This is a genomic window from Streptomyces sp. NPDC051041, assembly GCF_044456065.1.
Taxonomy (GTDB): Bacteria; Actinomycetota; Actinomycetes; order Streptomycetales; family Streptomycetaceae; genus Streptomyces; species Streptomyces glaucus.
On the sequence record NZ_JBITFM010000005.1, the window covers coordinates 341,408 to 368,015 of the forward strand.

25 protein-coding genes and 1 pseudogene are annotated in these 26,608 nt (G+C 72.3%); 13 read left to right on the forward strand and 13 right to left on the reverse strand.

Annotation, left to right across the window (positions count from 1 at the left end; all coding sequences use genetic code 11):
• Positions 1-58: 58 nt before the first annotated feature.
• Complete coding sequence (locus ACIBAI_RS12190) at positions 59-997, reverse strand: RNA polymerase sigma factor SigF (protein WP_399033372.1); 939 nt, start codon at positions 995-997, stop codon at positions 59-61.
• Between the two features lie 251 nt (positions 998-1,248).
• On the opposite strand from ACIBAI_RS12190, the gene ACIBAI_RS12195 reads away from it, so the two are divergent.
• Together ACIBAI_RS12195 and ACIBAI_RS12200 are read left to right on the forward strand one after the other, a co-directional pair.
• Positions 1,249-1,626 (forward strand): STAS domain-containing protein, encoded by a 378-nt coding sequence (locus ACIBAI_RS12195; RefSeq protein WP_399033374.1) that lies wholly within the window; start codon positions 1,249-1,251, stop codon positions 1,624-1,626.
• 244 nt (positions 1,627-1,870) lie between these two features.
• Positions 1,871-2,446 carry an ATP-binding protein gene (locus tag ACIBAI_RS12200; RefSeq protein WP_399033376.1) on the forward strand — a complete coding sequence of 192 codons (576 nt, stop codon included), beginning with the start codon at positions 1,871-1,873 and terminating at the stop codon, positions 2,444-2,446.
• 192 nt (positions 2,447-2,638) lie between these two features.
• Here ACIBAI_RS12200 and ACIBAI_RS12205 read toward each other — a convergent pair whose 3' ends face one another.
• Positions 2,639-4,135, reverse strand: a complete 1,497-nt coding sequence (locus tag ACIBAI_RS12205; protein WP_399033377.1) for an oligopeptide:H+ symporter — start codon at positions 4,133-4,135, stop codon at positions 2,639-2,641.
• 500 nt (positions 4,136-4,635) lie between these two features.
• Here ACIBAI_RS12205 and ACIBAI_RS12210 point away from each other — a divergent pair, with 500 nt between their 5' ends.
• Complete coding sequence (locus ACIBAI_RS12210; protein WP_344607322.1) at positions 4,636-5,313, forward strand: response regulator transcription factor; 678 nt, start codon at positions 4,636-4,638, stop codon at positions 5,311-5,313.
• A 31-nt stretch (positions 5,314-5,344) separates the two neighbouring features.
• On the forward strand, positions 5,345-6,616 hold the full coding sequence (locus ACIBAI_RS12215; protein WP_399033379.1) for an ATP-binding protein: 1,272 nt from the start codon (positions 5,345-5,347) through the stop codon (positions 6,614-6,616).
• A 15-nt stretch (positions 6,617-6,631) separates the two neighbouring features.
• Here the strand turns inward: ACIBAI_RS12215 and ACIBAI_RS12220 are convergent, their stop codons facing one another.
• Positions 6,632-7,132 (reverse strand): GtrA family protein, encoded by a 501-nt coding sequence (locus ACIBAI_RS12220; protein ID WP_399033381.1) that lies wholly within the window; start codon positions 7,130-7,132, stop codon positions 6,632-6,634.
• 142 nt (positions 7,133-7,274) lie between these two features.
• On the opposite strand from ACIBAI_RS12220, the gene ACIBAI_RS12225 reads away from it, so the two are divergent.
• The 3 genes from ACIBAI_RS12225 to ACIBAI_RS12235 all read left to right on the forward strand — a co-directional run bounded on the left by ACIBAI_RS12225 (position 7,275) and on the right by ACIBAI_RS12235 (position 10,176).
• On the forward strand, positions 7,275-8,414 hold the full coding sequence (locus ACIBAI_RS12225; protein WP_399033383.1) for a 5-(carboxyamino)imidazole ribonucleotide synthase: 1,140 nt from the start codon (positions 7,275-7,277) through the stop codon (positions 8,412-8,414).
• 77 nt (positions 8,415-8,491) lie between these two features.
• Positions 8,492-8,992: a 5-(carboxyamino)imidazole ribonucleotide mutase gene (gene purE / locus ACIBAI_RS12230; RefSeq protein WP_399033468.1), complete on the forward strand. Its 501-nt coding sequence runs from the start codon at positions 8,492-8,494 to the stop codon at positions 8,990-8,992.
• Positions 8,989-10,176 carry a dipeptidase gene (locus ACIBAI_RS12235; protein ID WP_399033385.1) on the forward strand — a complete coding sequence of 396 codons (1,188 nt, stop codon included), beginning with the start codon at positions 8,989-8,991 and terminating at the stop codon, positions 10,174-10,176. The genes purE and ACIBAI_RS12235 overlap by 4 nt, the downstream gene beginning before the upstream one ends.
• On the opposite strand, the gene ACIBAI_RS12240 is transcribed toward ACIBAI_RS12235, so the two are convergent.
• Positions 10,125-11,267, reverse strand: a complete 1,143-nt coding sequence (locus ACIBAI_RS12240; RefSeq protein WP_399033386.1) for an alkene reductase — start codon at positions 11,265-11,267, stop codon at positions 10,125-10,127. The genes ACIBAI_RS12235 and ACIBAI_RS12240 overlap by 52 nt on opposite strands.
• Positions 11,268-11,320: 53 nt before the next feature.
• Here ACIBAI_RS12240 and ACIBAI_RS12245 point away from each other — a divergent pair, with 53 nt between their 5' ends.
• Together ACIBAI_RS12245 and ACIBAI_RS12250 are read left to right on the forward strand one after the other, a co-directional pair.
• Positions 11,321-11,680 (forward strand): MerR family transcriptional regulator, encoded by a 360-nt coding sequence (locus ACIBAI_RS12245; protein WP_344607334.1) that lies wholly within the window; start codon positions 11,321-11,323, stop codon positions 11,678-11,680.
• Positions 11,681-11,773: 93 nt separating this feature from the next.
• Positions 11,774-12,913 carry a dipeptidase gene (locus ACIBAI_RS12250; protein ID WP_399033388.1) on the forward strand — a complete coding sequence of 380 codons (1,140 nt, stop codon included), beginning with the start codon at positions 11,774-11,776 and terminating at the stop codon, positions 12,911-12,913.
• A 27-nt stretch (positions 12,914-12,940) separates the two neighbouring features.
• Here the strand turns inward: ACIBAI_RS12250 and ACIBAI_RS12255 are convergent, their stop codons facing one another.
• Together ACIBAI_RS12255 and ACIBAI_RS12260 are read right to left on the reverse strand one after the other, a co-directional pair.
• Complete coding sequence (locus ACIBAI_RS12255; RefSeq protein ID WP_399033390.1) at positions 12,941-13,333, reverse strand: VOC family protein; 393 nt, start codon at positions 13,331-13,333, stop codon at positions 12,941-12,943.
• A 14-nt stretch (positions 13,334-13,347) separates the two neighbouring features.
• Entirely contained in the window at positions 13,348-13,707 is a 360-nt protein-coding gene (locus ACIBAI_RS12260; protein WP_399033391.1) for a VOC family protein, read from the reverse strand.
• A gap of 114 nt (positions 13,708-13,821) precedes the next feature.
• Between ACIBAI_RS12260 and ACIBAI_RS12265 the strand changes: the two genes are divergently transcribed.
• The gene (locus ACIBAI_RS12265; protein ID WP_399033393.1) at positions 13,822-14,337 is read left to right on the forward strand and encodes a CGNR zinc finger domain-containing protein; all 516 of its coding nucleotides are present in this window, start codon (positions 13,822-13,824) and stop codon (positions 14,335-14,337) included.
• A 181-nt stretch (positions 14,338-14,518) separates the two neighbouring features.
• On the opposite strand, the gene ACIBAI_RS12270 is transcribed toward ACIBAI_RS12265, so the two are convergent.
• Positions 14,519-15,862, reverse strand: coding sequence for a UDP-glucose dehydrogenase family protein (locus ACIBAI_RS12270; RefSeq protein WP_399033394.1), 1,344 nt, complete (start codon positions 15,860-15,862; stop codon positions 14,519-14,521).
• A 190-nt stretch (positions 15,863-16,052) separates the two neighbouring features.
• Between ACIBAI_RS12270 and ACIBAI_RS12275 the strand changes: the two genes are divergently transcribed.
• On the forward strand, positions 16,053-17,210 hold the full coding sequence (locus tag ACIBAI_RS12275) for an acyl-CoA dehydrogenase (RefSeq protein ID WP_399033395.1): 1,158 nt from the start codon (positions 16,053-16,055) through the stop codon (positions 17,208-17,210).
• A gap of 73 nt (positions 17,211-17,283) precedes the next feature.
• On the opposite strand, the gene ACIBAI_RS12280 is transcribed toward ACIBAI_RS12275, so the two are convergent.
• Positions 17,284-17,850, reverse strand: coding sequence for an acyl-CoA thioesterase (locus tag ACIBAI_RS12280; protein WP_399033397.1), 567 nt, complete (start codon positions 17,848-17,850; stop codon positions 17,284-17,286).
• A gap of 118 nt (positions 17,851-17,968) precedes the next feature.
• Here ACIBAI_RS12280 and ACIBAI_RS12285 point away from each other — a divergent pair, with 118 nt between their 5' ends.
• Positions 17,969-19,264 (forward strand): LCP family protein, encoded by a 1,296-nt coding sequence (locus ACIBAI_RS12285; protein WP_399033399.1) that lies wholly within the window; start codon positions 17,969-17,971, stop codon positions 19,262-19,264.
• Positions 19,265-19,323: 59 nt separating this feature from the next.
• On the opposite strand, the gene ACIBAI_RS12290 is transcribed toward ACIBAI_RS12285, so the two are convergent.
• Together ACIBAI_RS12290 and ACIBAI_RS12295 are read right to left on the reverse strand one after the other, a co-directional pair.
• On the reverse strand, positions 19,324-19,686 hold the full coding sequence (locus ACIBAI_RS12290) for a four-helix bundle copper-binding protein (RefSeq protein WP_344607352.1): 363 nt from the start codon (positions 19,684-19,686) through the stop codon (positions 19,324-19,326).
• Positions 19,687-19,816: 130 nt separating this feature from the next.
• Positions 19,817-21,283 carry an LCP family protein gene (locus ACIBAI_RS12295; protein WP_399033401.1) on the reverse strand — a complete coding sequence of 489 codons (1,467 nt, stop codon included), beginning with the start codon at positions 21,281-21,283 and terminating at the stop codon, positions 19,817-19,819.
• Between the two features lie 133 nt (positions 21,284-21,416).
• Between ACIBAI_RS12295 and ACIBAI_RS12300 the strand changes: the two genes are divergently transcribed.
• Positions 21,417-22,454, forward strand: coding sequence for a glycosyltransferase family 2 protein (locus ACIBAI_RS12300; RefSeq protein ID WP_344607354.1), 1,038 nt, complete (start codon positions 21,417-21,419; stop codon positions 22,452-22,454).
• Positions 22,455-22,457: 3 nt separating this feature from the next.
• On the opposite strand, the gene ACIBAI_RS12305 is transcribed toward ACIBAI_RS12300, so the two are convergent.
• The 3 genes and pseudogenes from ACIBAI_RS12305 to ACIBAI_RS12315 all read right to left on the reverse strand — a co-directional run bounded on the left by ACIBAI_RS12305 (position 22,458) and on the right by ACIBAI_RS12315 (position 26,466).
• Positions 22,458-24,122 (reverse strand): LCP family protein, encoded by a 1,665-nt coding sequence (locus ACIBAI_RS12305; protein WP_399033403.1) that lies wholly within the window; start codon positions 24,120-24,122, stop codon positions 22,458-22,460.
• A 62-nt stretch (positions 24,123-24,184) separates the two neighbouring features.
• Positions 24,185-24,604 (reverse strand): annotated as a pseudogene (locus tag ACIBAI_RS12310) (LytR C-terminal domain-containing protein); the annotation flags it as partial.
• A gap of 131 nt (positions 24,605-24,735) precedes the next feature.
• On the reverse strand, positions 24,736-26,466 hold the full coding sequence (locus ACIBAI_RS12315; protein WP_399033405.1) for an LCP family protein: 1,731 nt from the start codon (positions 26,464-26,466) through the stop codon (positions 24,736-24,738).
• Between the last annotated feature and the right edge of the window lie 142 nt (positions 26,467-26,608).

Consider the following 26,608-nt stretch of genomic DNA (forward strand, 5'->3'; position numbering starts at 1 on the left):
CGTGCGGGCGGGCGCCGACGGACCGCGCCCGGTGCCCCGTCGGCGGCCGGGGAGCCGGTCACTCCTCGACCGTCAGGCCCTTGCGCAGCCGTACCAGCGTCCGCGACAGCAGCCGCGACACGTGCATCTGGGAGATGCCGAGCTCGTCGCCGATCTCCGACTGGGTCATGCCGGCGACGAAGCGGAGGGAGAGGATCTTCCGGTCCCGGGACGGGAGTTCGGCGATCAGCGGCTTCAACGACTCGATGTACTCGATGCCTTCGAGCCCGTGGTCCTCGTAGCCGATGCGGTCCGCGAGCGTGCCCTCGGTGTCGTCCTCCTCCGGCTGCGCGTCCAGCGACGAGGCCGTGTACGCGTTCGACGCCGCCATGCCCTCGACGACCTCGTCGGCGGAGATGCCGAGCCGCTCGGCCAGTTCGGCCACCGTGGGGGCCCGGTCGAGCTGCTGGGCCAGCTCGTCACCGGCCTTGGCCAGGTCCAGCCGGAGCTCCTGCAGCCGGCGCGGTACGCGCACGGACCACGAGGTGTCGCGGAAGAAGCGCTTGATCTCGCCGATGATGGTCGGCATCGCGAACGTGGGGAACTCCACGCCGCGGGAGAGCTCGAAGCGGTCGATCGCCTTGATCAGGCCGATGGTGCCGACCTGGACGATGTCCTCCATCGGCTCGCTGCGCGAGCGGAAGCGGGAGGCGGCGAACTTGACGAGGGCGAGGTTGAGTTCGACGAGCGTGTTGCGCACGTACGAGTACTCGCGGGTGCCTTCCTCCAGCGACTCCAGGCGCTCGAAGAGGGTCTTGGACAGGGCTCGCGCGTCGACCGGGCCCACCTCGTCGTACGGGGGGATCTCCGGAAGTCCGGTGAGGGCGCCGGGCTGTTCGACGAGGACGTCGTGTCCGTCCGCGTCGGGTAGGTCGTGCTGCTCGCGGGGGTCCAGGAGCTCCGGAGGGGGTGTCGACGTCGCTTCGCGGGTACGCGATGCGTCGAGCCGGGGTGACATGATGTCCTCCATCGTTCTCGGCATACGGCTGCCGAAGCCAGTACGTGCACTGCGGTGTGCGGCGCCTCCAAAGCCGGCCGTGTCGGGTACGTGTCTTTACTAGCCCTACCCGCTTCACCGAACCCACCGCAAGTGCGTTCTGTGTGCTTGTGTCCGTTTGTGTGCAGTTGTTCGGGTGTCGGAGGGCGTGAGGAAGGCGTAGTGTTCGAGGGCGTCAGTAAGCAGCCACGACGTCGGGAGAGAGAGACGGCATGGACCGCGGGACGGTCGGCAGCGCACAGTCGGGCCGGCTTCTGGTGGAGGTGCGGGAAGAGGGCCCTAGTGCCGTCGTGACTCCGGCGGGTGAGCTCGATCACCACACCGCCGATCTGTTGCGTGAGCCACTCGAGGACTGCCTCGCCAAGGGATTCAACCGGCTCGTCATCGACTGCGCGCGTCTGGAGTTCTGCGACTCCACGGGGCTGAACGTCCTGCTGGGCGCGCGGCTGAAGGCGGAGGCCGCCGGGGGAGGGGTGCACCTCGTGGGAATGCAGCCGGTCGTCGCGCGAGTGTTCGAGATCACCGGGGCGGACGCGGTGTTCGCCGTCCATGACACGCTCGAGGCCGCCCTGGCCGACGACTCCGGCTGAGCGGCGGATGCGCAGGCCCGCGGACCGTGCCCGTCCCGCTGCGGCCGGTGATTTCCTCCCGCCGCCGTTTCCGGCCCGATCAAAGGGTGTTCGGCCGGTCGGGTCGGGCAGGAGACATGCGAAACACGTCGGCCGCCGGGGCGGCGGAACGCCGAGAACCGACGCACCGCCGTACTGCGTGAGTGCAAGTGACCGTGTACGACTTCCACATCCTGAACTGGTGAATCGGTGAGGTGAAGCGCTGATGAGCACCACCCGGCCCTACCCGCCGGGCGACCGCGGTCCGGAGCCCAGCGGCGCTTCCGGTGCATCCGAGGGGGGCGTGGCGGCGGCCGGTGCTCCCGAGGGGGGCGTGGCGGCGGCCGGCGCCTCCGCAGGGGGCGAGGCCGGGCCGTCCGCGTCGTCGGCGGGCCGCCAGGTCCGCAGGCTGAGCTTCGACGGCGAGAGCGGCGTCGTCCCGCTCGCCCGCGACTTCACCCGCCAGGCCCTGTACGCGTGGGGCTGGCTGCCCGCCGCCACCGCCGACCAGCGGGCCGCCGCCGAGGACGTACTGCTCGTCGTGTCCGAACTGGTCACGAACGCCTGCCTGCACGCCGAGGGGCCGGACGAACTGTGGATCACCTGCGACAGGAAGGTGATCCGGATCGAGGTCTCCGACCGGGGGACGGGCCAGCCGGCCCCCCGCACCCCGCACCGCGCGGGGCGCCCCGGCGGCCACGGGATGTTCATCGTGCAGCGGCTGTGCCTGGACTGGGGGGTCGTACGGACCCCGGGCGTCGCGGGCAAGACCGTCTGGGCGGAACTCGGAGCGCCGGCCTAGACGGGCCGCCCGGCCGGGGAGCGCGCGGCGCGGATCCCCGCGCCCGCCGCCTCCCGCCGGGCCGGCGGCGGGCCGGCGTGTCCCGCCGGTCGCCGCCGGCTCCGCCGAACGCCCGGAGGGCCACCGCACCCGTCCGGTGCGGTGGCCCTCCGTCGTGGAAGCCCGGCGTCGTGGGAGCCCGTCGGCGGGCTCTCAGCGGACGTCCCCCATGAGCTCCTTCACCTTGTTGCGGTACATCCACACCGCCACGCCGGCGACCACGGCGAGCGTGGCCTCCAGGGCCACGATGCCCGTCTTGTTCAGGTCGACGCCGGCGATGGAGAGCAGGCCGGTGGTGGCGTCGCCGGCGGTGACGGCGAGGAACCAGACGCCCATCATCTGCGAGGCGTACTTCGCGGGCGCCATCTTCGTGGTGACCGACAGGCCGACCGGGGAGAGCAGCAGCTCACCGACGGTCTGCGTGAAGTAGATCGCCACCAGCCACAGCGCCGCCGCCTTGTGGCCGCCGTCCGCGATCGACAGCGGGGCGAGGAAGAGGAAGAAGGACGCGCCGACCAGCACCAGGCCGGAGGCGAACTTCACGATCGTGCTGGGCTCCTTGCCGCGCCGGTTCAGCGCCAGCCAGAACCAGGCGAAGACCGGGGCCAGCGCCATGATCAGGACCGGGTTGACCGACTGGTACCAGGAGACCGGGAACTCCCAGCCGAGGACGCTGTTCTCGGCGGAGGAGTCGGCGAAGATCGACAGGGTCGAGCCGCCCTGGTCGTAGATCATCCAGAACACGGCAGCGGCGACGAAGAACCAGATGTAGGCCGACATCTTGGACTGCTCGGCGCGGTCCAGCTCCTTGTCGCGCTTGATGCGGACCAGGACGAGGGCCGGGATGATCACACCGAGGAGGGTCAGCGGGACCAGGACCCAGTTCAGGGTGTAGTGGCCGGAGAAGCCCAGGACGGCGTACGCGACGACGGCGATGCCCGCCCAGAGCGCGGCCTTGCGCAGCGTGGCGGCCTTCTCCGCGGCGGACAGCGGCTTCGGGACGACGCTGGAGTGCGGGTCCAGGTGGCGGCTGCCCAGCAGGAACTGGGCGAGGCCCAGCGCCATGCCGAGCGCGGCGAGCGCGAAGCCCAGGTGCCAGTCGACGCTCTCGCCGATGGTGCCGATGATCAGCGGCGCGGCGAAGGCACCGAGGTTGATGCCCATGTAGAAGACGGTGAAGCCGCCGTCGCGGCGCGGGTCGTCCGGCCCCTTGTACAGGTGGCCGACCATCGTGGAGATGTTGGCCTTCAGCAGGCCCGAACCGATGGCGACCAGGCCCAGGCCCGCGTAGAACGTGCCGGAGGACGGCAGCGCCAGCGTGAGGTGACCGAGCATGATGACCGCGCCGGCCACGGCGACCGTCTTGCGCGGTCCCCAGACGCGGTCGCCGAACCAGCCGCCCGGCATGGCGAGCAGGTACACCAGCGACACGTACACCGAGTAGATCGCGGTCGCGGCGCCGGCGTCCAGGTGCAGTCCGCCCGGGGCGACGAGGTACAGCGGAAGCAGAGCCCGCATGCCGTAGTAGGAGAAGCGCTCCCACATCTCGGTCATGAAGAGGGTGGCCAGACCCCGGGGGTGGCCGAAGAAGGTCTTCCCGGAACCGGGGGTGGCCGGTTGGACCGAGTCCTTCGTCAGGCTGGACGCCATGGTCGTTCCTTGCTGGTCGGGACGCGTCACCCGAGGAGCGCGCCCGGTGGGGGGCGGCCGGCACCGGCGGGTCCCGCCCTCCGCCCGACGCCTACGGGCCGGCCGCTCCGGATCGCGGAGCGACGGACGGCGACCACCGGGATCCACGCCTCTACGCGCGTCACTGCGCGGCGAGGCCCGGCCACAGGTCGTTCCTTTCCAGGGCTGGCCGCGGGCCAGCCCGCGCACAAAAGAGACCTTCAGCGTCGAACAGCGCCAAAGGTCCCCGTGGTGCTACAGGCGTTCATTCACCATACGGCAGGGCACAGCCGGATATGGAAGGACTTGAGACATGGATCACAGGTTTGGAGGGAACCGAAGGCGGCTTTTCTAAGGTCCTCATCGGGTTATCACCTTACGGTCACCGGTTTGTACCGTTACTGCACAAAGGGAAGGCGGGGGAGGGACCGGGCTCCGCGATCATGCATCGGCCGCCGACCCGGGCGGACTACCATCACTTCATGACCCGAGTACTGCTCGCCGAGGACGATGCGTCCATCTCGGAGCCGCTGGCCCGCGCACTGCGCCGGGAAGGGTACGAGGTCGAGGTGCGCGAGGACGGTCCCGCCGCCCTCGACGCCGGGGTCCAGGGCGGCGTCGACCTGGTCGTGCTCGACCTGGGTCTGCCCGGCATGGACGGCCTGGAGGTGGCCCGCCGGCTGCGCGCCGAGGGGCACACCGTGCCGATCCTCATCCTGACCGCGCGCGCCGACGAGGTGGACACCGTCGTCGGTCTCGACGCGGGCGCCGACGACTACGTCACCAAACCCTTCCGGCTCGCCGAGCTGCTCGCCCGCGTCCGCGCCCTGCTGCGGCGCGGCGCCGCCGAGCCGCAGCAGCCGTCCGCCACGCACGGGGTGCGCATCGACGTCGAGTCGCACCGGGCGTGGATGGGCGACGAGGAGCTGCAGCTCACCGCGAAGGAGTTCGACCTGCTGCGGGTGCTGGTGCGGGACGCCGGCCGGGTCGTCACCCGCGACCAGCTGATGCGCGAGGTCTGGGACACCACCTGGTGGTCGTCGACGAAGACCCTCGACATGCACATCTCCTGGCTGCGCAAGAAACTCGGGGACGACGCGGCCAACCCCCGCTACATCGCCACCGTGCGCGGCGTGGGCTTCCGCTTCGAGAAGAACTGAACGCCCACCGGGCCCTCGCGGGTAAGAGAACATGCGCCGTCGCCTGATCCAGTCCACGCTCGCCGTGGTGCTCGTCGTGATCGCCGTCTTCGGCGTCTCCCTCGTCGTCGTCGAGAGCCGGACGATCAGCAGCAGCGCCCAGGAACGCGTGGAGCTGGAGGCCGCCCGGCTGGCCAGCATCGTGGACAGCCGCCTGCTGGGCGCCGGGACCGTCGACGCCGACGTCCTGCGCGGCCAGGTCGCCCGGGGCCGGTACGCCGTGATCCGGATCCCGGGGCAGCGGCCCATCGAGATCGGCGACAAGCCGCGGGGCGGGGTCATCCGCGGCGAGGCCACCGGCGAGGAGGGCGAGCAGGTCGTCGTCGAGGAGCCGAGGTCCGCGGTGACCCGGGAGGTCGGCCGGACCCTGGTGATCATCGCGCTGGTGGCGCTGCTGGCGGTGGTGGCCGCGGTGCTGCTGGCGGTCCGCCAGGCCAACCGGCTCGCCTCCCCGCTCACCGACCTCGCCGAGACCGCCGAACGCCTCGGCTCGGGCGACCCGCGCCCGAGGCACAAGCGGTACGGCGTCCCCGAGCTGGACCGGGTCGCGGACGTGCTGGACGCCTCCGCCGAGCGCATCGCCCGGATGCTGACCGCCGAGCGCCGCCTGGCCGCCGACGCCTCCCACCAGCTGCGCACACCGCTGACCGCGCTGTCCATGCGGCTGGAGGAGATCACCCTCACCGACGACCCGGACACGGTGAAGGAGGAGGCGACGATCGCGCTGTCGCAGGTGGAGCGGCTGACGGACGTGGTGCAGCGGCTGCTGACCAACTCCCGCGACCCGCGCAACGGCTCGGCCGTCACCTTCGACCTGGACGAGGTCATCCAGCAGCAGATCGCGGAGTGGCGCCCCGCCTACCGCAGCGCGGGCCGGGCGATCGTGTGCTCCGGCAAGCGGCACCTGAACGCCGTGGGCACGCCGGGCGCGGTGGCCCAGGTGCTGGCCGCGCTGATCGAGAACTCCCTGATGCACGGCGGCGGCACGGTCGCGCTGCGCACCCGGGTGACGGGGAACCAGGCGGTGGTCGAGGTGGCCGACGAGGGTCCGGGCGTCCCCGCCGACCTGGGCGCGCGGATCTTCGAGCGCACGATCAGCGGGCACAACTCCACGGGCATCGGCCTGGCCGTCGCCCGCGACCTGGCGGAGGCCGACGGGGGCCGGCTGGAACTGCTCCAGGCCAAGCCGGCGGTCTTCGGCCTGTTCCTGTCCCGCACCCCGCCGCCGGGCAAGACGTCGGCGGGCGAGCCCACCGTCCGGTAGGTCCGGCCGGCGCCGTCACGCGCGCTGGCGGGCCTTCGGCTTCCTCGCCGCCGTCTCCAGGAGGGACTCCGGGCCGGTCACCGGGGTCCGGCCCGGCAGCGCCCGGAACACCCACGTCCGGTACGACCAGAACCGGAACAGCGTGGCGATGCCGATGCCGAGGAACTTGAAGACGTTGCTCTGCAGCGGGCTGTCCCAGCCGAAGCCGTACGTCGCCGTGTACAGCACGCCGTTCTCGATCACCAGTCCGGCCGCGCTGAACAGCAGGAACAGCGACATCTCCTTGGTGCGGCGGCTCTTGTCGCGGTCCCGGTAGGTGAAGTAGCGGAAGCCGACGTAGTTGAAGACGATCGCGACGACGGTCGCGATGACGCTGGCCCGCACCACCTGCAGGTCGGTCAGGTGCCGGACCAGGTTGAACACGCCGAGGTTGACGAGCAGGCCCGCCCCGCCCACCGCGCCGAACTTGGCGGCCTCGCGAACGAGCCGTCGGAGTCCCGAGGAGCCGTGTCCCATGACCGTGCAGGCCCCCGTCCGTGAGGTTGCGCCAACCCCGTCATGCTAACCACCCACCCGTGCGATCTTCCTGTGGACGGGTTCCGGGGGCCGGTCGGAGGCCGGAAACAGGGCACCGTGGCGCGGCCGATACCCTAGGAGCGTGACGTTCCCGGTAGTCGGCATGGTCGGCGGGGGCCAGCTCGCTCGTATGACACACGAGGCAGGCATCCCGCTGGGCATCAGGTTCAAGCTCCTCAGTGACACGCCCCAGGATTCCGCGGCGCAGGTGGTGAACGACGTCGTCGTCGGCGACTATCGCGACCTGGACACGCTGCGTGACTTCGCGCGCGGCTGCGACGTGATCACCTTCGACCACGAGCACGTGCCCACCGAGCACCTGCGGGCCCTGGAGGCGGACGGCATCCCCGTGCGCCCGGGGCCCGACGCGCTGGTGCACGCCCAGGACAAGGGCGTGATGCGCGCGAAACTCACCGCGATCGGCGTGCCGTGCCCGCGGCACCGCATCGTCTCCGATCCGGACGACGTGGCCGCCTTCGCCGCGGAGGGGGAGGGATTCCCGGTCGTCCTGAAGACCGTCCGCGGCGGCTACGACGGCAAGGGCGTGTGGGTCGTGCACTCGGTCGAGGAGGCCGCCGAGCCGTTCCGCGCGGGCGTCGCGGTCCTCGCCGAGGAGAAGGTCGACTTCGTGCGCGAGCTGGCCGCCAACGTCGTGCGGTCCCCGCACGGCCAGGCCGTCGCCTACCCGGTGGTCGAGTCCCGGCAGGTGAACGGCGTCTGCGACACGGTCATCGCCCCCGCCCCCGGCCTGGACGAGGACCTCGCGCTCAGGGCCGAGGAGATGGCCCTGACCATCGCCAGGGAACTGGGCGTCGTCGGCCACCTCGCCGTGGAGCTGTTCCAGACCCGCGACGGCCGCGTCCTCGTCAACGAGCTCGCGATGCGCCCGCACAACTCCGGCCACTGGACGATGGACGGCGCGATCACCTCCCAGTTCGCCAACCACGTCCGGGCCGTCCTCGACCTGCCGCTCGGCGACCCGCGCCCGCGCGCGAAGTGGACGGTGATGGTCAACGTCCTCGGCGGCGACTACCCGGACATGTACTCCGCGTACCTGCACTGCATGGCCCGCGACCCCCAGCTCAAGATCCACATGTACGGCAAGGACGTGAAGCCCGGCCGCAAGGTCGGCCACGTCAACACCTACGGCGACGACCTGGACGACGTGCTGGAGCGCGCCCGTCACGCTGCCGGCTACCTGAGAGGCACGATCACCGAATGAGCCCGGCCCACCCGTCGCCCGACCACCGCTTCGCGACCAGCGCCGACGAGCGCCCCCTGCCCTCGGTCGGCATCGTCATGGGCTCGGACTCCGACTGGCCCGTCATGGAGGCCGCCGCCCAGGCCCTCGACGAGTTCGGGATCGCCTACGAGGTCGACGTCGTCTCCGCGCACCGCATGCCGCGCGAGATGATCGCCTACGGGGAGCAGGCCGCCGACCGCGGACTGAAGGCGATCATCGCCGGGGCCGGGGGCGCCGCCCACCTGCCCGGCATGCTCGCCTCCGTGACCCCGCTGCCGGTGATCGGCGTGCCCGTGCCGCTGAAGTACCTCGACGGCATGGACAGCCTGCTGTCGATCGTGCAGATGCCGGCCGGCGTCCCGGTCGCGACCGTCTCCGTCGCCGGCGCCCGCAACGCCGGCCTCCTCGCCGCCCGGATGCTCGCCGCGCACGACGAGGACCTGCTGCAGCGGATGCGCGAGTTCCAGCAGGACCTGAACGACCAGGCCACCGAGAAGGGCAGGCGCCTGCGCGCCAAGGTGGACGGCACGGGCGGCAGCTTCGGCTTCGGGAAGTGACGCCGGTGACCTCCCACGACGACGCCCGCGCCCTCCTCGCCGAGTTCCCCGTCGTCGACGGGCACAACGACCTGCCCTGGGCGCTGCGCGAGCAGGTCCGCTACGACCTCGACGCCCGCGACATCGCCGTCGACCAGGGCGCCCACCTGCACACCGACATCCCGCGGCTGCGCGCGGGCGGGGTCGGCGCGCAGTTCTGGTCGGTGTACGTGCGCACCGACGAGCCCGATCCGGTCGCGGCCACCCTCGAACAGATCGACTGCGTGCGGCAGCTGCTGGCCCGCCACCCGCGGGACCTGGCGCCCGCGCTGACGGCCGCCGACCTGGAGGCCGCGCGGGAACAGGGCCGCATCGCCTCCCTCATGGGCGCCGAGGGCGGCCACTCCATCGCCTGCTCCCTCGGCACGCTGCGCGGGCTGCACGCGCTCGGCGTGCGCTACCTGACCCTGACCCACAACGACAACGTGCCCTGGGCCGACTCCGCGACGGACGAACCGGGCGTCGGCGGGCTGTCGGCCTTCGGCCGCGAGGTCGTGCGGGAGATGAACCGGCTCGGCATGCTGGTCGACCTCTCCCACGTCGCCGCCACGACGATGCGGGACGCGCTGGACACCACCTCCGCGCCGGTGATCTTCTCCCACTCCTCCGCCCGGGCCGTCTGCGACCACCCGCGCAACATCCCGGACGACGTCCTCGAACGCCTGCCCGCCAACGGCGGCGTGGCGATGGTGACGTTCGTGCCGAAGTTCGTGCTCCAGGCGGCCGTGGAGTGGACGGCCGAGGCCGACGCGAACATGCGCGCGCACGGCTTCCACCCCCTGGACACCACCCCCGAGGCGATGAAGGTGCACCGCGCCTTCGAGGAGCGGCGCCCGCGCCCGGTCGCCACGGCCGCCACGGTCGCCGACCACCTCGACCACATGCGGGAGGTCGCCGGCGTCGACCACATCGGCATCGGCGGCGACTACGACGGCACCGCCTTCACCCCGGACGGCCTGAACGACGTCTCCGGCTACCCCAACCTCATCGCCGAACTGCTCCGCCGCGGCTGGTCGAAGACCGACCTGGCCAAGCTGACCTGGCAGAACGCGGTACGGGTGCTGGGCGCGGCCGAGGACGTGGCCCGGGACCTTCAGACCACGCGGGCCCCGTCCCACGCCCGCATCGAGGACCTGGACGGCTGAGGCCCGGCCTCGTCGAGGGCGGGGTAGTCGGTGTAGCCGGCCGCCCCGCCCACGTACATCAGGTACCGGTCCCTGACCGGGTTGAGCGGCGCGCCCAGCCGCAGCCGCGCCACCAGGTCGGGGTTGGCGAGGAAGGGCCGGCCGAGGGCGATCAGGTCGGCCCCGGCGGCCAGCAGGCGCGCGGACCCTCGGAGCACCGCCTCGGTGGAGATCTCCGGCAGCACGGGGTTGGCGACGAGGGTCCCCGGCCAGTCCGCGCGGATCCGCCGGAAGAGGGGCACGTCCGGGTCGGCGTACGCCAGGTGGAGATAGGCCAGTCCCCGTCCCGCCAGCGCCTCGACGAGCGCGGGGTGGAGCACGTCCGTGTCCGTCTCCGCGATGCCGTTGACGGTGTTGCCCGGGGAGACGCGCACCCCCACCCGGCCGGCGCCGATCCCGGCGGCCACGGCCTCGACCACCTCCACCGCGAACCGGATCCGCCCGGCCACCGACCCGCCGTAGTCGTCCGTGCGGAGATTGGTGTTCCCGGCGAGGAACTGGTGCAGCAGGTGGCCGTTGGCCGCGTGCACCTCCACGCCGTCGAAGCCCGCCTCGATCGCGTTGCGGGCGGCGGCCGCGAAGTCGGCGACGGTGGCACGGATGTCGTCGAGGGTCATCTCCCGCGGGACGACGGCCCGCCGGCGCCCCTCGGGCGTGAAGATCGTCTCCGGCAGGGGAACCGGCGAGGGCGCCACCGGGGTCAGGCCGCTGGTGGCCGGATGCCCGACCCGGCCGCCGTGCTGGAGCTGCAGGAACATCGGCCCGCCGCCCGCCGCCCGCACGGCGTCCGTCACCCGGCGCCAGCCGGCCACGTGGCCCGGTGCGTGGATCGCGGTGATGTTCGGGTACGTCTGCCCGGTCGCGTTCGGCGTCGAGGCCTCGGCGATGATCAGGCCGGCGGTGGCGCGCTGGGCGTAGTAGGCGGCCATCAGCGGGGTGGGAGTGCCGTCGGCGGCCGCGCGGTTGCGGGTGAGCGGGGCCATCACCAGGCGGTTGGGGAGGGCCAGCGGGCCGAGGCCGAAAGGCTCGAAGAGCGCTGTCGTGTGCGTCATGCCGATACGCTAGAAGTTGACACCCATGTCAGATTCAAGTCCCTGGGGGGACCGTGCGGATCGGCGAACTGGCCCGGCGCACCGGCGTGAGCGAGCGGTCGCTGCGCTACTACGAGAAGCAGGGCCTGCTGGCGTCCGGGCGGACACCCGGCGGGCACCGGGAGTATCCCGAGGCCGCGGTCGACCGGGTCGTCCGGATCCAGGAGCTGTTCGCGGCGGGGCTGAGCAGCTCGAAGATCGCACAGCTGCTCCCGTGCATGCGGGACGCCGACGGCGGCCCCTCCGCCGTCGCCACCCCCCGGCTCGTCTCCGCCCTCGCCGAGGAACGCGCCCGCATCGACCGGATGATCGCCGACCTGCTGCGCTCCCGGGAGACGCTGGACGAGGTGATCGACGCGGCCCGGGGCCGCTGAACCGGCGTACCCCCGAACGCGCCACCCACCAGGAACGGCCCCGGACGCCGTGCGACGGTGACCGTACTGCACGACGACCGTACGGAGCCCGCCATGGCAGACCTCCAGGACGACCTGCATCCCGCCCCAGCGGCCGGCGAGCTCGACGACCCGTCCGAGCCGTTCCCCGGGCCCGGCGCCCCGCCCCTCCCGCCGGAGCCGTACCCGTCCGTCTGCGACCTCGACGAGGGACTGCTGCGCCGTGCCCGCGCCCTCCTCGCGGCCCACCCCGTGGCCGACGGCTACAACGGGCTGCCCTGGGCGCTCAGGCACCTGTCCTGGTACGACCTGGAACTCGGCGAGAGCGCCGTCGACACCGACGTGCCGAGGCTCCGCCAGGGGCACGTGGGCGCCCTGTTCTGCGCGCTGCACCTGCCCGAGGGCCTGTACGGCGACCGGGCCGTCGGCACCACCCTCGAACAGATGGACCTGGTCAAGACGGTCGCCCGGGGCCTCCCCGAGCACCTGCGCCCGGCCCACGGGGCCGGCCAGACCGCCGACGCCCGCAACTGCGGCCGGGTCGCCGTCCTGCTCGGCCCCGCCCCGGCCACCGCCCTCGGCGACTCCCTCGGCATCCTGCGCTCCCTGCACACCCTCGGGCTGCAGGTCCTCACGCTGACCGGCGTGTCCTGGGCGGGCGAGGCCGGACTGACCCGGTTCGGCGAGGAGACCGTGCGCGAGATGAACCGGCTCGGCGTGCTCGCCGACCTCTCCGGCGCCCGCCCGGAGACGATCCGCCGTACCCTCGCCGTCTCCAGGGCGCCGGTGCTGTGCACCCGCTCCGCCGCCCGCGCCCTGCGCCCCCACCCGGCCAACCTCCCCGACGACCTGCTCGCCGAACTGGGCGCCGCGGGCGGCCTGTGCATGGTGCCGCTGACCACCGAGCAGACCGGGCCGACGGTCCGCGACGTCGCCGACCACCTCGACCACGTGCGCGAGATCGCCGGCCCCGCCTGCGTGGGCCTGTCCGGCACCTACGACGCCCCCGGCGCCCACCCCCGGGAGCTCGGCGACGTCTCCGGCTACCCCCGCCTGATCGCCGAACTGCTCCGCCGCGGCTGGACGGAGACCGACCTGGCCCTGCTCACCTGGGGCAACGTCCAGCGCGTACTGCGCGGCGGCGACTTCACCGCCCGCGCGACACAGCAGCGCCGCCAGCCGTCCACCGCGACGATCACCGCGCTGGACGGCTGACGGCGCCAAGGGCGCGGGCGGTGCCCCTCAGCCGTGCTCGATCCGGCACAGGCAGAACGGGTGCCCGGCCGGATCGGCGTACACCTGGAAGTCCTTCTTCTCCCGGTCCTCCAGGTCCAGCGGACGCGCGCCGAGCGCCAGCACCTTCTCGTGGGCCGCGTCGACCTCCTCCCACGTGGACCCGGCGTCGAAGTCCAGGTGGAACTGCTGGGCGTCGCGGTCGGAGCGCGGCCACTGGGGCGGGGTCAGCCCGGACACCCGCTGGAAGGCCAGCCGCGGCCCGCCGGGGACCTGCAGCACCACCCAGTCGGGGCTCTCCTCCTCGGGCGTGCCGCCCGCGACCTGCGCGTAGAAGCGGGCCAGCTCCGCCGGCTCGGGACAGTCGACGACCACGGAACGCAGACGGGCCACGGATGCCATGGAACCTCCTGATGTCAGCAGGCACAGAGGCAGAACGGGTGCCCGGCCGGATCGGCGTAAACCCGGAAGCTGCGCGAGCGGTCCTCCGCGTCCAGCGGCTTCGCGCCCAGCTCCAGCACGGCCTTCTCCGCCGCGTCCAGGTCCGGCACGTCCAGGTCCAGGTGGAACTGCTGCGAGTGCTCCGGCGAGGGCCACCGCGGCGGTACGTGCCCCGGGGCGGCCTGGAAGGCGAGCGTCCGCCCGCCCGGCAGCTTCAGGTCGACCCAGTCCCCCTCGCCCTCCACGGTCCCGCCCAGCACCCGGGCGTAGAACCCGGCCAGCGCGCGCGGATCGGGGCAGTCCAGGACGACGGCGCCCAGCTCGGCGACAGCCATGACTTCCTCCTCGAAGTCGTCCGCGGGCCCGGAAGGACCCCTGTGGTTACTCATAGAACCGAGCAACCGGTAACGGTTACTGAATGATCCCGTACAAGCGGTAACGTCGCAAGCATGAGTGAGAGAGCGCCCGCGCCCGGGAGCCTGGCCCTGATCCAGTCCCTGGTGAACACGCTGGACGTGAGGACGGGCGCCGACTCGCTCGACACGGCGGAGGGCAGGGCCCGGTTCGGCCTCCCGGAGGACGGCCTGCCCGCCGCCCGCGAACTGCGCGAATCCCTGCGCGCCGCCCTGCTCGCCCACGCCGGCCACCCGCCGCACCGCGCGGTGACCCCGCTGGGCGAACTGCTGGCCGCCGCGCCCCTGGCGGTGACCGTCGACCCGGCCGACGGCTCGGCCGCCCTCGCCCCCGCCGACGCCCGCCCCCTGCTCTCCCGCGTCGCCGCGGCCGTCGCCGAGGCGCTGATCGCGGGCACCTGGACCCGGCTCAAGGCCTGCGAGGCCGCCGACTGCCACTGGGCGTACTACGACCGCAGCCCGGCCGGACGCGGCCGCTGGTGCTCGATGCAGGGGTGCGGGGCCCGCGCGAAGATGCGCCGGTACCGGGCGAACCGGACGGAGGGGACGTGACCCGGACACGGCCGCGCCACGGAGCGGAGGAAGACGGCGAGGCCCCGACCCGGCAGGCGCCGCCCCCGGGACGGAAGACGGCGAGGCCCCGACCCGGCAGGCGCCGCCCCCGGGACGGAAGACGGCGAGGCCCCGACCCGGCGGAATCCCGGCCCGGCCGGTGCCGTCCGCAGGGCGCCCGTCAGGCGTTCGGCCGGCCCATCGCCCGGTACGTCCACCCGGCCCTGCGCCACCGCTCCGGGTCCAGGGCGTTGCGCCCGTCCAGGACCACCCGGGCCGCCACGACCTCGCCGAGCGCCTCCGGGTCCAGCTCGCGGAACTCCCGCCACTCCGTCAGGTGCAGTACGACGTCCGCGCCCCGCACGGCCTCCAGCGCGGAGCCGGCGTAACCGAGGGTGGGGAAGATGCGGCGGGCGTTGTCCATGCCCTTGGGGTCGTACACCGTGACCTGCCCGCCCTGCAGGTGGATCTGTCCGGCCACGTTGAGCGCGGGCGAGTCCCGCACGTCGTCGGAGTCCGGCTTGAAGGTGGCGCCCAGCACGGCGACCCGCTTGCCGAGGAACGGCCCGCCGCCCAGCGCCTGCCGGGCCAGCTCCACCATCTGGCCGCGCTGGCGCATGTTGATGGAGTCGATCTCGCGCAGGAAGGTCAGCGCCTGGTCGGCGCCCAGCTCACCGGCGCGCGCCATGAACGCCCGGATGTCCTTGGGCAGGCACCCGCCGCCGAAGCCGATCCCGGCCCGCAGGAACTTCTTGCCGATCCGGTCGTCGTACCCGATGGCCTCCGCCAGCCTGGCCACGTCGCCGCCCGCCGCCTCGCACACCTCGGCCATCGCGTTGATGAAGGAGATCTTGGTGGCGAGGAAGGAGTTCGCGGCCGTCTTCACCAGCTCCGCGGTCGGGAAGTCCGTGACGACGAACGGGGAACCCTCCGCGACCGGCCCGGCGTACACCTCGCGCAGCAGCTTCTCGGCGCGCTCGCTGCGCACCCCGACCACGATCCGGTCGGGGTGGAGGGTGTCCTCGACGGCGAAGCCCTCGCGCAGGAACTCCGGGTTCCAGGCCAGCTCGGCGTCCCCGCCGGCCGGCGCGTTCGCGGCGAGGTAGGCGGCCAGCCGGTCGGCGGAGCCGACCGGCACGGTCGACTTGCCGACGACCAGGCAGGGACCCTTCAGATGGGGCGCCAGGGACGCGATCGCGGAGTCGACGTAGCTCATGTCGCAGGCGTACTCGCCGTGCCGCTGCGGGGTGTTGACGCAGATGAAGTGGACGTCGCCGAACTCCCCGGCCTCGGCCCAGTCCATGGTGAACCGCAGCCGCCCGCTGGACCCCTCGATCCCGGCGACGTGCCGGCGCAGCAGCTCCTCCAGCCCCGGCTCGTACATCGGGACCTCGCCCCGCCGGAGCTTGTCGATCTTCTCCGGGACGACGTCGAGCCCCAGGACCTCGAACCCGAGCTCGGCCATGGCCGCCGCGTGTGTCGCGCCGAGGTAACCGGTGCCGATCACGGTGATCCTGAGGGCCATGGGTGCTCCAGTGAGGGACGGCGATGCTGCGGTGCCCGAGCATAGCCGGGGCGCGGGAAAGGGCTTCACCGGGCACTTTCGCCGTTGTCGCGAAGCTCACGTATCACTCGGATGGGCGGGCCCCTAAAATTCGGGTTACTTAACGGTAATTAGCCTCAGGCACTGCGTCGTCCTTGGAGCGTGAGAGACCTTGGCCGGATCGGCTGACTTCGACCTGTACCGCCCGTCCGAGGAGCACGACATGCTCCGCGACGCCGTCCGCGCGCTGGCCGAGGCGAAGATCGCGCCGCACGCCGCCGCGGTGGACGAGGAGGCCCGCTTCCCGCAGGAGGCGCTCGACGCCCTCGTCGCGAACGACCTGCACGCCGTGCACGTCCCCGAGGAGTACGGCGGCGCGGGCGCGGACGCGCTGGCCACCGTCATCGTGATCGAGGAGGTCGCCCGGGCGTGCGCCTCCTCCTCCCTGATCCCCGCGGTGAACAAGCTAGGCTCGCTGCCGGTGATCCTCTCCGGCTCCGAGGAACTGAAGAAGAAGTACCTGGGCCCGCTCGCCAAGGGCGACGCGATGTTCTCGTACTGCCTCTCCGAGCCGGAGGCCGGCTCGGACGCGGCCGGCATGCGGACCCGGGCGGTCCGCGACGGCGACCACTGGGTGCTCAACGGCGTCAAGCGCTGGATCACCAACGCCGGCGTCTCCGAGTTCTACACGGTGATGGCGGTCACCGACCCCGACAAGCGCTCCAAGGGCATCTCGGCCTTCGTCGTGGAGAAGTCCGACCCGGGCGTCTCCTTCGGCGCCCCGGAGAAGAAGCTCGGCATCAAGGGCTCCCCGACCCGCGAGGTCTACCTCGACAACGTCCGCATCCCCGCCGACCGCATGATCGGCGCGGAGGGCACCGGATTCGCCACGGCGATGAAGACCCTGGACCACACCCGCATCACCATCGCCGCCCAGGCCCTCGGCATCGCCCAGGGCGCCCTGGACTACGCCAAGGGCTACGTGCGGGAGCGCAAGCAGTTCGGCAAGCCGATCGCCGACTTCCAGGGCGTCCAGTTCATGCTCGCCGACATGGCCATGAAGATCTCGGCCGCCCGCGCCCTGACCTACCAGGCCGCCGCCGCCTCCGAGCGCGGCGACGCCGACCTCACCTACCAGGGCGCCGCCGCCAAGTGCTTCGCCTCCGACGTGGCCATGGAGGTCACCACGGACGCGGTCCAGCTCCTCGGCGGCTACGGCTACACCCGCGACTACCCGGTGGAACGCATGATGCGCGACGCCAAGATCACGCAGATCTACGAGGGCACCAACCAGGTCCAGCGCATCGTGATGGCCCGCAACCTGCCCTGACGGCCGGTCGAGCGGGAAGGGCGGCCGGAGAACTCCGGCCGCCCTTCCCGTGTCCGCGGACTGCCCGCGGACCTCAGTCCTCGAACCCCTCCGCCGCCCGCTTCTCGCGCAGTTCCACGATCGCGCGGCGGCGGGCCAGGCGGTGGGTGCGGCGGATCTGGGCTTCCTGCCAGCGGCGTTCGTCCTGCTCGGTCTCGGGGAGCACCGGCGGCACCCGGCGCGGTCGGCCGTCCGCGTCGACGGCCGTGAAGACGAGGTAGGCCGAGCCGACGTGGGTGGGCGGCGCGGACTCGTTCCAGCGTTCGGCCAGTACCCGCACGCCGACCTCCATGGAGGTCCGGCCGGTCCAGTTGACCTGGGCCTTCACATGGACCAGGTCGCCGACGCGGACCGGTTCGAGGAAGGCCATCTCGTCCATGGACGCGGTGACGGCGGGTCCGCCGGAGTGCCGTCCGGCCACGGCGCCCGCCGCGTCGTCGACCAGCTTCATGATCACCCCGCCGTGCACCGTGCCCAGCAGATTGGTGTCGTTGTGGGTCATGATGTGGCTGAGAGTCGTCCGGGACGCCGAGGTCGGCTTGCCCGGTATGTCCGGAGTCTCCGGGGTTCCGGACTCCGTGGCTGAGGCCTGGTCTGTCATGGCCTCCACCTTATGCCGCGTCGGCATCCGGCCGATTTGTGTCGGCTTCGCAACAGCACGGCCCCTATTTTCCGCCGAAGCTTGTAAGGCGCACAGCGGTGCCCGGCACACTGGGCCCATGAATGATTGGCCCGAGGGATGGTCCGACGACAACCGCGGCGACCGCGGCGACCGGTACGGACGCGGCAGCGCGAGCGCACGGCCCGAGGGCGCGCGCGTGATGCGGCAGGTCCGCCGGGGTCCGGCGGCGCCCCCCGGCGCGGGCCCGCGCGGCGGCGGGGTGCCGCGGCAGCCGTCGTACGTCGACGGCCGCGGCCACGACGGCTACGGCGACCCCGCGCACGGCGGGTACGACAGCGGCTACAACACCGGCCAGGTCTACGGCACGCCCTCGGGCCGCGGCCCCGCGGGTCCGCGGGCGGGGCGTCCCGCCCCGGATTGGCGGCGCCGGATCAAGGTGACGGCGATCACCGCGGCGATCGTGCTGGCCGTCACGACCGTCGGCACCTACTTCTGGGCCGACTCCAAGCTCAACCGCGAGGTCGACCTGTCGAAGGTCATCGACCGGCCGGAGGCGGGCGAGGGCACGAACTACCTGATCGTCGGCTCCGACAGCCGTGAGGGCATGTCCGCCGAGGAGAAGAAGAAGCTGCACACCGGGTCCGCGGAGGGCAAGCGCACGGACTCGATGATGATCCTGCACACCGGCGGCAACGGCTCCACCCTGATCTCGCTGCCGCGCGACTCCAACGTCACGATCCCCTCTTTCCGGGGCTCCGACTCCGGCAAGCTCTACCAGGGCACCGGCCGTCAGGTGAAGCTGAACGCGGCGTACGCCGAGGACGGCCCCGAGCTGCTGGTCCGCACGGTCGAGTACAACACCGGCCTGCACATCGACCACTACGTGGAGATCGGCTTCGCCGGCTTCGCGAACATCGTGGACGCGGTCGGCGGCGTCGAGATGGACATCCCGCAGGACATCAAGGACGCCAAGTCCGGCGCCGACCTGGAGAAGGGCCGGCAGACCCTCGACGGCGAGCAGGCCCTGGCCTTCGTCCGCACCCGATACGCGCTGGCCGGCTCCGACCTGGACCGGACGAAGAACCAGCAGAAGTTCCTCTCGGCCCTCGCCAGCCAGGTGGCGACCCCGTCGACGGTCCTGAACCCGTTCAGGCTGTACCCGACGATGGGCGCCGGCCTGGACTCCCTGATCGTGGACAAGGACATGGGCCTGTTCGACCTGGCCGACATGTTCTGGGCGATGAAGGGCGTCAGCGGCGGCGACGGCACGTCGATGAACATGCCGATCGCGGGCAACGCCGCGAACGGCAACCTCCAGTGGGACACCGCCAAGATGAAGACGCTAGTGGAGCAGCTGAAGAACGACGAGAAGGTCACCGTCTCCGGCGACTGAGGACGTGGTGGGGGCGTCCCTCCGGACGGAGGGACGCCCCCGTCGCGGTCAGGCGGGGGTCACATCCGGGCACCCGCCATCGTGCGGCACAGCTCGGCGCAGCGGCGGCACGCCTCGGCGCAGCGCATCATCTGCGGGTCGTCCGGCAGGGACATACACGCCTCGGCGCACATGTCGCAGGCCTTCGCGCACAGGGCGCACATGTCGGCCGCCAGGGGGGAGCGGCGCATCATCATGTCCGCGCACATCCGGGTGGTCTCGCTGCAGTCCATCAGCGCGCGCATGATCTGCATCTGGGCCTGGCCGCCCATCTGCAGGCAGGAGCTCATGGTCTCCTCGCACATGGTGTGGCAGGCCATGCACGCCTCGACGCAGTCCTGCATCTCCTGGCTCATGGCGGTCATGGGAGCGGGCTGCTGCATGGTGTCCTCCTCGAAGGTGGCGGGGTCGCGGACCGACCCCGTCTCCTTCCGTCGTACGCCCGTCCGGCCGTCCCCGCCACGGGACGGAGGCGGGGAGTCCGCCAAGCGAGGAGCGGCCGGGCGGCGGTGGCTAGCGGCACACCACCTCGTCGCCCCGCACCACCGTGCCCCCGGCCTGGACCGGCTGCTCGGCCCGTACCGCGCGCACCTGCCGGAAGTCCGCGCCCGCGATCACCCGCAGGGTCGGTCCGAGGCCCGTCACCGCACGCAGCTCGCTGCCGGGCAGCGCCGCGGCCAGCGACTTCGCCGAGCGGTCCCAGCGCGGGTCGTACGCCACGACGGTGCGCCGCACATCGCGCTCGGCGGCGTTCACCGGCGTCCGGGTCGTGCGGAATCCGGCCGCGGCCAGCTGGGCGTCCACCCGCCGGCCCAGGCCCGCCGTCGGCGTGCCGTTCTCCACCTGGACGTGGATCCGCTGCGGGGCCACCTCGACGGCCCGCGCCGCGGGGCGGGGCTTGTCGTCGCGCACGGCCAGCGGCCGGTCCTCGCGCAGCGCCCGGAAGAGCCGTCCGGCTTTGGCGGGGTCCCACTTCAGCGTCGAGCCGACGCCCTCGACGACGTGCTCCATCCGCCCGATCGGCACCGTGGTGAACTCGGAGGAGGAGGGGGAGAAGTTCCGCATCGCCCGCCCCAGGGCCAGCAGTTCGTCGGTGCCGAAGTCCTCGTCGGCCCGTACCGAGCCCAGCACCGCCCGGGTCACGTCCCGGAACCTGATCGGGTTCAGCAGGACCCCGGAGGAGGCCGCCCGGTCGACGAGCGCCGCCAGGAACTGCTGCTGGCGCCGCATCCGGCCGAGGTCGGAGGCGGCGTCGAGGTGCCGGGCCCGGACGTACTGCAGGGCCTGCCCGCCCGTCAGCCGGTGTGTGCCGGGCGGCAGGTCGAGGCCGGTGTGGTCGTCCTTCAGGGGCCTGGCGGTGCAGATCCGCACGCCGCCGAGGACGTCCACCGTCTTCATGAAGCTGGCGAAGTCGATCTCCAGGTAGTGGTCGATCTTCACGCGGGTCATGTGCTCGACGGTGCGGATGGTCAGCTGCGGCCCGCCCTCCGCGTACGCCTCGTTCAGCTTGACGGGGTGCCCGCCGTGCCGCTCGCCCGTGGCGGGGTGGGTGTGGGCGGGCGTGACGGCGTAGGAGTCGCGGGGCAGGCTGACCACGCTCGCCCGCTCCCGGTCGGCCGAGATGTGCACGATCATGATCGTGTCGGTGCAGCGGCAGGGGGCGCCGCCGAGCCGGTACCGGCGCCGCTCCCGCTCGCCGATCCGGTCGCGGCCGTCGGTGCCGACCAGCAGGACGTTCATGCCGTGCCCGGCGCGCGGACGGTTCTTCATGTCCTTGAAGGCGTCGACCCGCGTGATGTCCGTGTCCAGGCTGGTGAGCACCGCGTGCCCGATCCCGGCGGAGGCGAGGACGACCACGGACAGCGCGGTCACCGCCCGCACGGCCCACCGCGGCTTCGGCCGTCCCGCGGGCGGCCGCGGCGGGCGGCGCGACGGCCGCGGGCGGCGCCGCGGCGTGGCGTCGGGGCGGGGCGGCGGCATGGGCAAGGCGGGCACCTCCACGAGAGCCGTACGCGGGATCCGGGAGCACCGTAGGCCCGTACGATCTGTGGCCCGGGGCACCGCCCCCGGCGGCGCGCACCGGTGTCCCCCGTTCGCGGTAACGTGAGCACCGATGAACGCCAATTCCGACGTGCGGCTCCCCGCCGTTTCCGTGATCATGCCCGTCCTCAACGAGGAGCGGCATCTGCGCGGGGCCGTCCAAGCGATCCTCGCGCAGGAGTACGCCGGCGAGATGGAGGTCGTGATCGCCCTCGGTCCCTCCACGGACCGCACGGACGAGATCGCCGCCGAGCTCGTACGGGAAGACCCGCGCGTGCGCACCGTGCCCAACCCGTCCGGCCGTACGCCCGCCGCGCTCAACGCCGCGATCAGGGCGTCCCGTCATCCGGTCGTCGTCCGCGTCGACGGCCACGGGATGCTCTCGCCGAACTACATCGCCACGGCGGTGCGGCTGCTGGAGGAGACCGGCGCGCAGAACGTCGGCGGCATCATGCACGCCGAGGGCGAGAACGACTGGGAGCGCGCGGTGGCCGCCGCGATGACGTCGCGGATCGGCGTCGGCAACGCCGCCTTCCACACCGGCGGCGAGGCGGGTCCGGCGGAGACGGTCTACCTCGGCGTCTTCCGGCGCGAGGCGCTGGAGCAGCAGGGCGGCTACAACGAGGAGTTCATCCGCGCCCAGGACTGGGAGCTGAACTTCCGCATCCGTGAGGCGGGCGGGCTGATCTGGTTCTCGCCGGAGCTGAAGGTGTCGTACCGGCCGCGGCCGTCGGTGCGGGCGCTGGCCAAGCAGTACAAGGACTACGGCCGTTGGCGGCACGTGGTGGCCCGCTACCACGCAGGCTCCATCAACCTGCGCTACCTCGCCCCGCCGGCGGCGGTGTGCGCGATCGCGGCCGGGACCGTGATCGGCGCGGTGCTCACCCCGTGGGGCTTCGTCGTCCCCGGCGGCTATCTCGCGGCGATCGTCGCCGGGTCGGTGCCGGCGGGCCGGGGGCTGCCGCTGAAGGCCCGGCTGCGGATCCCGGTGGCCCTCGCCACCATGCACATGTCGTGGGGCTGGGGCTTTCTGACCAGTCCGCGTTCGCTGGCCCGCAAGGTGATCGCGAGCCGGCGCCCCGCGGTCCGCGCGGACGCCGGCGCGCGCTGATCCTCAGGACCAGGTGAACGCCGGGTCCACGCGCATGCAGGCCTCCTCGTCCGCCCCGTTGAGCGCGTCGGCGGACGCGGGGGCCTTGTCGTCCTCGTCGTCCTCGGGGGCCCGGTACGCCGTGCCCTCGCGCCAGTCCGCGCCCACGACGAGGGTGACGCCGGAGACGTTCGTCGTCCGCTCCACCGAACTCGCCGGGATTCCCAGGGCCTTGGCGACCGCCTGCGCGTCGCCCTCCAGTTCGGCGCTCGGGTAGCGCACGACCGTCCGTTCCTCGCTCAGGGACGTGCCGTTGTCGGCGACGGCCCGGGTGAAGCCCTCCTCCACCAGCAGTTCGGCCACGGTGTTCGCGCGCCCGGCGACCGGGGGCCGGGTGCCGGTGCGGGTGCCGTTGCGTACCTGGACCGCGATCTCGTCGTCGGCGGCGGCCGGTTCGGCCGAGGCCGCCGCCGTGGGCCGCTTCCTGCCCTGGGCGTCCTTGCCGTCCAGCGCGATGTCCTCGCGCACCAGCCGGAACAGCTTCTCGGCGTCCTCGGTCGGCTCCACGCGCGCGCCCACGTACCGGTTGGGCATGGTGGTCATGGTGATGCGCTCCGGCTTCACCTTCCGCAGTTCGTTGCTGAGGTCGTAGAGCTTCGTCACGGTGTCGAGCCCCGGGTCGACGGTGAGCGCCTCGGTGGCCTTCTCGGCGAGTTTGCGCAGCTTGTTGGGGTTGCTCAGGGTGGCGTTCTCGCGCAGTTCCCGGACCATCGAGGTCATGTACATGTGCTGTGCCTTGGCGCGGGCGAGGTCGCTGCCGTCCTCGAAGCCGTAGCGGGTGCGCAGCCACTGCAGGGCCTGCTCGCCCTTCACCGCGTGCGTGCCCTTCGTCAGCTTCAGGCCGGAGCCGTGGCCCTGGCTGTCGCGTGAGTGGATGTTGGCGTCCACGCACACCGGGACACCGCCGACGGCGTCCGCCATGGACACCACGCCCGCGAAGTCGACCATCATGAAGTGGTCGATGTGGATGCCGGTGAGCTGCTCCCAGGTGGCCACCGTGCAGCCGGGGCCGCCGTGGCCGAGGCTCTGGTTCACCATCGTCCGCCCGTTGCTCGCCGGGTAGACCTTGCCGTCGTCCGGGTCGGTGCATTTCGGGATCTCGACGAGGGTGTCGCGCGGCATGCTGATGACCGACATGTTGCTGCGGTCGGCGGACAGGTGCACCAGCATCTGGACGTCCGCGAGCGGGGTGGAGCCGAACGTCTCGCGGGCGCCGCCGAGTTCCTGGTTCTCCTTGGTGTCCCGTGCGTCGGAGCCGATGAGCAGGATGTTCAGCGGGGTCTGGCCGGCGGCGTTGGGCGTCGGCTCGGCGACCTTGCTGTCGCCGAGGTTGAGCTCGTCCTTCTCGATGTTGCTGTTGAGGTGGCGGTAGTAGAGGTATCCGGCGCCGGCCGTGCCGAGGATCAGGACGGCCAGGGTCGCCGCCGACCACCGGAGCACCCGGTGTCTGCGCCGGGGCCGGCGTATGGCGGGGCCGGCGTCGGCCTCGTCGTCCCCGGCGGGGCCGTCCGCCGCCGGCGGGCCGTCGTCCCCGCCGGGCTCACGAGGGCGCCGTACGTCCTGCAGCGTCCCGTCCCTCCGCACATCGCTCCGCGTCGTCACTTCCCCATCCTCCCCGCCCTTGCCCATGGAACAGGCCTGCCGCACGCCTTGTTAGACGCACGACAGGCCCGTCAGTTGCCTTGCGGATTTCAACTGGCGCACTGGACCTTGTCGGCCGTGGACCTCTCCACGTCCGGCGCCTTCGTCGCTGTGGTCGGCGAGACGCCGGCGCTCTCGAAGTCCTTGCCCAGGGGCAGCGTCACCGTCGGCAGTCCCTGGGAGCCGGTCATGCTCTCGCCGGGTTTCATCGCCGATCCGGGCAAGCCCATGACGGCGGCGAGGCGGCGTGCCTGATCGGCCTGGTCCGAAGCGTATTCCAGCGAGGTTTCGGCGAGTGGGGCGGGGGCGTTGCCGGCGTTCTCCGACTTGGTCACGCCCCGCTCGTTCTGCAGCCGGTTCAGGGGCTCCTGGGCGCTGCCGGGCTTCGCGCCGCCGTTGAGGATGCGCACCCGCGCTTCGGAGGGGCCGGCCTCGGCGCCCTTGAGCCGGGCGGCGGCTTTCTCCTCCTCGGGCCCGGACGGGCCGCGGCGTGGGGCACTGGAATGCTCACACTATCCGGCCGGTCGCGCGCCGGGCGGTGCCGGTGACGCCTTCGCCCCCGGCAGCCGGCCGGTCCGTCCGGCTCCTCGGACACGTCGGGTCACTTGGCGCACTCGACCTTGTCCGCGGTGGACTTCGGCACCCCCTCCGGCGCCTTCTTCGGCGTGGTCATCGAGACGCCGGCTCCCTTGAAGTCCTTGCCCAGGGTCAGCGTCATCGTCGGCAGGCCCTGGGCGTTGGTCACGCTCTCGCCCGGCTTCATCGCCGATCCGGACAGGCCCATGATGGCGGCGAGGCGGCGTGCCTGGTCGGCCTGGTCGGGGGCGTACTCGAGTGTGGTCCTGGCCAGTTCCTCGGGCGCGTTGCCGCCGTTCTCCGACTTCGTCACGCCTTCCTCGTTCTGCAGCCAGTTCAGCGTCTCCTGCGCGCTGCCGGCCTCGGCGCCGCCGTTGAGGATGCGCACCCGCACCTCCGAGGCGTCGGCCTTCTCGCCCTTGAGGCGGGCGGCCACGGCGGCTTTCTCCTTCTGCTCCTGGGCCTTGACCTCGGTGAAGGAGACATCTTCCTTGATCATCTGGAAGACCTGCGGGGCCTTCGTCTTGTCGACGACGACGGTCGCCTTGACCGTCTCCGCCGGGTTGTCCTGCACCGGCACCGTCAGGAAGGTGATGTTCTTCGTCGGCACCTTCTTCAGCTCCAGGGCGATGTCCTTGAGCGTGCTGACCTGGCCGATGCCGCTGTCCACGGTCAGCGCCTTGGTGGCGGCCTCGGCCAGCTTCATCAGCTTGGTGGGGCTGGTCAGGGTGTCGCTGGAGGACATCTTGCGCATGAGCGAACTCAGGAACTGCTGCTGGACCTTGATGCGGTCGAGGTCGCCCTGATTGCCGAAGCTGTGCCGGGTGCGGACGAACGCCAGCGCCTGCTCGCCCTGGAGGGTGTGGGGGCCGGCGGACAGGTTCAGCTTCGAGTCCTTGTCGTTGACGGCATGGGCGAGACAGACCTCCACGCCGCCCACCGCCGTCGTCAGCGTCTTCACCGCGTTGAAGTCCGCCATCATGAAGTGGTCCACCGGGATGCCCATGGTCTCCTCGACGGTACGCATCGTGCAGCCCGGGTCCCGGCCGCCCTGGCCGAGGCTCGTGTTGAAGCGGACGTTCTCCGTGCCCGGGACGACCTTGGTGGTGCCGTCGGGCTGCTTCGTCGGGCAGTCCGGGACGTTCACGATCAGGTCGCGCGGGATGCTCAGCGCGGTCGCGTTCGTCCGGTCCTTGGAGACGTGCAGCAGGATGGTGGTGTCGGCGTGCCCGACGCTGCCCTTGTCGCCGTAGCCCTCGTTGCCCGCGCCGGTGCGCTTGTCGGTGCCGATGATCAGGATGTTGAAGGCCTCGTCCTTGCTGAAGCCGTTCTTGCCCGCGTTGCCGACGTCCGTCGTGGTGACGTTGCCCTCGAGGTGCCTGAGGTAGAGGTAGCCGGCCGAGCCGATGGCCACCAGGACCAGCGCCATGCCGCCGCCCGTCCACGTCAGGGCCTTCTTCGTCCGGGACTTTTTCGCAGGCCGGCGTCCCCGCCGCCCCGGCTGCGGCTCGGCGGGCGCGGTACGGCGCCTGCGCTGCGCGGGGACCTCGGGGTCCGGCGCGTCCCGCTCGGGAGCCGTCGCGCGCTCGCGCACCGCCGCGGCCGCTTTCGCGGAGCGCCGTCTGCGCGGATCGGGGGCGGCCGACTGCGGAGCGGAAGGAGTCAGTCGCAGTTCGTATTCGCCGGTGTTCGGGTTGAGCACCCACTGGTCTGCGGGGTCGATGTTCTCCGCCCGCCCACGGCTTTGCGCGTCCACGGTTGTCCGAATCCTCCGTCGGGGCCACGCGGCGCCTTCCCCCGCCAAGGCGCTCGGGTCTCGTCAAGCGGTGTGCGACCTCAGGGCGGAGCCGCGTGGTCGGACACACCGGATGGCTCACACTAACGGCCTAGTTCAGTGC

Excerpts from the sequence above, each read along its gene's own strand:
- ACIBAI_RS12190 (WP_399033372.1), bottom strand. The coding sequence starts at position 997 with ATGTCACCCCGGCTCGACGCATCGCGTACCCGCGAAGCGACGTCGACA.
- ACIBAI_RS12195 (WP_399033374.1), top strand. The coding sequence starts at position 1,249 with ATGGACCGCGGGACGGTCGGCAGCGCACAGTCGGGCCGGCTTCTGGTG.
- ACIBAI_RS12200 (WP_399033376.1), top strand. The coding sequence starts at position 1,871 with ATGAGCACCACCCGGCCCTACCCGCCGGGCGACCGCGGTCCGGAGCCC.
- ACIBAI_RS12205 (WP_399033377.1), bottom strand. The coding sequence starts at position 4,135 with ATGGCGTCCAGCCTGACGAAGGACTCGGTCCAACCGGCCACCCCCGGT.
- ACIBAI_RS12210 (WP_344607322.1), top strand. The coding sequence starts at position 4,636 with ATGACCCGAGTACTGCTCGCCGAGGACGATGCGTCCATCTCGGAGCCG.
- ACIBAI_RS12215 (WP_399033379.1), top strand. The coding sequence starts at position 5,345 with ATGCGCCGTCGCCTGATCCAGTCCACGCTCGCCGTGGTGCTCGTCGTG.
- ACIBAI_RS12220 (WP_399033381.1), bottom strand. The coding sequence starts at position 7,132 with ATGGGACACGGCTCCTCGGGACTCCGACGGCTCGTTCGCGAGGCCGCC.
- purE (WP_399033468.1), top strand. The coding sequence starts at position 8,492 with ATGGGCTCGGACTCCGACTGGCCCGTCATGGAGGCCGCCGCCCAGGCC.
- ACIBAI_RS12240 (WP_399033386.1), bottom strand. The coding sequence starts at position 11,267 with ATGACGCACACGACAGCGCTCTTCGAGCCTTTCGGCCTCGGCCCGCTG.
- ACIBAI_RS12250 (WP_399033388.1), top strand. The coding sequence starts at position 11,774 with ATGGCAGACCTCCAGGACGACCTGCATCCCGCCCCAGCGGCCGGCGAG.
- ACIBAI_RS12255 (WP_399033390.1), bottom strand. The coding sequence starts at position 13,333 with ATGGCATCCGTGGCCCGTCTGCGTTCCGTGGTCGTCGACTGTCCCGAG.
- ACIBAI_RS12260 (WP_399033391.1), bottom strand. The coding sequence starts at position 13,707 with ATGGCTGTCGCCGAGCTGGGCGCCGTCGTCCTGGACTGCCCCGATCCG.
- ACIBAI_RS12265 (WP_399033393.1), top strand. The coding sequence starts at position 13,822 with ATGAGTGAGAGAGCGCCCGCGCCCGGGAGCCTGGCCCTGATCCAGTCC.
- ACIBAI_RS12270 (WP_399033394.1), bottom strand. The coding sequence starts at position 15,862 with ATGGCCCTCAGGATCACCGTGATCGGCACCGGTTACCTCGGCGCGACA.
- ACIBAI_RS12280 (WP_399033397.1), bottom strand. The coding sequence starts at position 17,850 with ATGACAGACCAGGCCTCAGCCACGGAGTCCGGAACCCCGGAGACTCCG.
- ACIBAI_RS12285 (WP_399033399.1), top strand. The coding sequence starts at position 17,969 with ATGAATGATTGGCCCGAGGGATGGTCCGACGACAACCGCGGCGACCGC.
- ACIBAI_RS12290 (WP_344607352.1), bottom strand. The coding sequence starts at position 19,686 with ATGCAGCAGCCCGCTCCCATGACCGCCATGAGCCAGGAGATGCAGGAC.
- ACIBAI_RS12295 (WP_399033401.1), bottom strand. The coding sequence starts at position 21,283 with ATGCCGCCGCCCCGCCCCGACGCCACGCCGCGGCGCCGCCCGCGGCCG.
- ACIBAI_RS12300 (WP_344607354.1), top strand. The coding sequence starts at position 21,417 with ATGAACGCCAATTCCGACGTGCGGCTCCCCGCCGTTTCCGTGATCATG.
- ACIBAI_RS12305 (WP_399033403.1), bottom strand. The coding sequence starts at position 24,122 with ATGGGCAAGGGCGGGGAGGATGGGGAAGTGACGACGCGGAGCGATGTG.